Below are 2165 nucleotides of genomic sequence, written 5' to 3'. Positions count from 1 at the left end.
TGTAGAAACTGCGCTCCATCCCAAGGTCCTGCGCCACCTGGCCGACCAGATCGTGATCGCCGACGGAGGCGCCGCCGATGGTGACAACCAGATCAGCGCCCTCGGCCAGTTCAAAGGCTGTGCGCAGGGAGCTTTCGGTGTCACGGGCGATGGGCAGGATGCGGGCCCGTGCGCCAAGGTCTTCGAGCATCGCTTTGAGGCCAAAGGTGTTGGAGGCGATGATCTGGTCCGGTCCGGGCGTGTCGCCGGGCATCACCAGCTCATCGCCGGTGGAGATCAGGGCGACCTGCGGGCGGCGGGTGACCGGTATCGCGGGGATGTTCATTGCCGCCAGCAAGGCGATGTCTGCCGGTGTCAGGCATTTGGGGGCCGTGACGGTCTGGCCATCGGTGAAATCGCCGCCGCGGGGGCGGATGTTGTGGTTGCTGCCGGGGGCATCGGTGATTGTGATAAGGTCTCCGTTGCGGGATATATCCTCTTGGATAACAACGAAATTAGCGCCTTCTGGCACTGGTGCGCCGGTAAAGATGCGCACGGCCTGTCCCGCGCCCACGCGGCCTTGAAACGCGTGGCCTGCGGCGGCTTCTCCGATCACTTTGAACATGGCGTGCAGCTCGACCTCAGCCGCGTTCACAGCGTAACCGTCCATGGCCGAGGCCGAGAACGGCGGCTGGTCGCGGCGTGCTTGCAGGTCAGCTGCCAGCACCCGGCCCGCAGCCTGTGCCAGCGGAACCTGTTCGGTTTCCAGCTGTTGAACAAGCGCCAGAAGATGCGCGCGGGCTTCGCTGACCGGGATCATTTACGCCTCGTACTTGCCTGATTTTCCGCCATCTTTCAGCGTCACGCGGATACCTCCGATCTGCATCGCCTTGTCCACGGCCTTGGCCATGTCATAGACGGTGAGCGCGGCAGTGGAGACGGCGGTGAGCGCCTCCATTTCAACCCCGGTCTGGCCGGTAGTTTTGACGGTTGCCTCAACCCGCACGCCGGGCAGGTCCGGGTCCAGTGTCAGCTCCACCGCAACCTTGGTCACCGGCAGCGGATGGCAGAGCGGGATCAGGTCGGGCGTCTTCTTTGCGCCCATGATGCCGGCCAGGCGGGCCACGGACAGGACATCACCCTTTTTGGCGCGGCCTTCAGCAATGATATCAAAGGTTTCCTGCGCCATGATGATGTGGCCCTCGGCGGTGGCCACGCGCGAGGTCACTGCCTTGTCCGAGACGTCGACCATATGGGCGTCGCCCTTGGTATCGAAATGGGTGAGGCTCATTGCGGTCCTCCTTTACATCATGCCGGGCATCAAGGGATTGGCGAGCAGCGCACGGGTGGCACCGGCGACATCGTCCTGGCGCATCAGGCTTTCACCGATCAGGAAGGTGCGGGCGCCATAACGGGCCATGTCGCTCAGATCCTCAGGCGTAAACAACCCGCTTTCGCAGACGATGGTGCGGTCGGCTGGCACCATACGCGACAGTTCGCGGGTGGTGTCCAGTGTGGTCTCAAACGTCTTGAGGTTGCGGTTGTTGATGCCCATCAGCGGCGATTTCAGGTTGCAGGCGCGTTCAAGCTCCCCGGCGTCATGCACCTCCAGCAGTACATCCATGCCCCAGTCAAAGGCGCTTTCCTCCAGTTCCTGCGCCTGGGCGTCGGAGACCGAGGCGAGGATGATCAGGATGCAGTCGGCCCCAAGCGCGCGGGCCTCGGCCACCTGATAGGTGTCATACATGAAATCCTTGCGCAGCGCGGGCAGCGAACAGGCCGCGCGGGCCTGGGTGAGGAACTCCTTGGCACCCTGGAAACTGGGGGTGTCGGTCAGGACGGACAGGCAGGTCGCGCCACCGTCTTCATAAGCCTTGGCCAGTGCCGCAGGCTCGAAATCAGGGCGGATCAGGCCCTTTGAGGGGCTGGCTTTCTTGATCTCGGCAATCAGGCCGTAACCGCTGCGGTTGGCCTGCATCAGGCTGTCGGCAAAGCCGCGCACCGGGGAAGCTTCGCGCGCTTCGGCCTCGACGGCCTCCAGCGGCTTGGCGTCCTTGTCGGCAGCCACTTCTTCCAGTTTGTAGGCCTTGATCTTGTCGAGCACGTTTTCGGTCATACCAGTTCCACTCATGCCTGGGCCTCCGTTCCTGCGTTCCAGTCTATGGCAGTTTCACCGCGGGCGGCGA

Annotated in this window: 3 protein-coding genes; all 3 read right to left on the bottom strand. The window is 63.5% G+C overall.

What is annotated here, in order from left to right; all coding sequences use genetic code 11:
- Nucleotides 1-799, bottom strand: a 799-nt coding sequence (locus tag A2I95_RS32960) for a molybdopterin molybdotransferase MoeA (RefSeq protein WP_291736609.1), incomplete at its 3' end; no start/stop codon positions are given.
- The gene (moaC, locus tag A2I95_RS32955; RefSeq protein ID WP_291736607.1) at nt 800-1270 is read right to left on the bottom strand and encodes a cyclic pyranopterin monophosphate synthase MoaC; all 471 of its coding nucleotides are present in this window, start codon (nt 1268-1270) and stop codon (nt 800-802) included. It abuts the gene before it with no gap.
- A 12-nt stretch (nt 1271-1282) separates the two neighbouring features.
- A complete protein-coding gene (gene trpC / locus A2I95_RS32950) occupies nt 1283-2095 on the bottom strand; it encodes an indole-3-glycerol phosphate synthase TrpC (RefSeq protein WP_291736611.1) in 813 nt (270 codons plus the stop codon).
- Nucleotides 2096-2165: the final 70 nt, after the last annotated feature.

The sequence above is a fragment of the Leisingera sp. F5 genome (assembly GCF_001593695.1).
The sequence above is the reverse complement of the archived record's forward strand: the minus strand, read 5'-3'. Positions and strand labels throughout refer to the sequence as shown.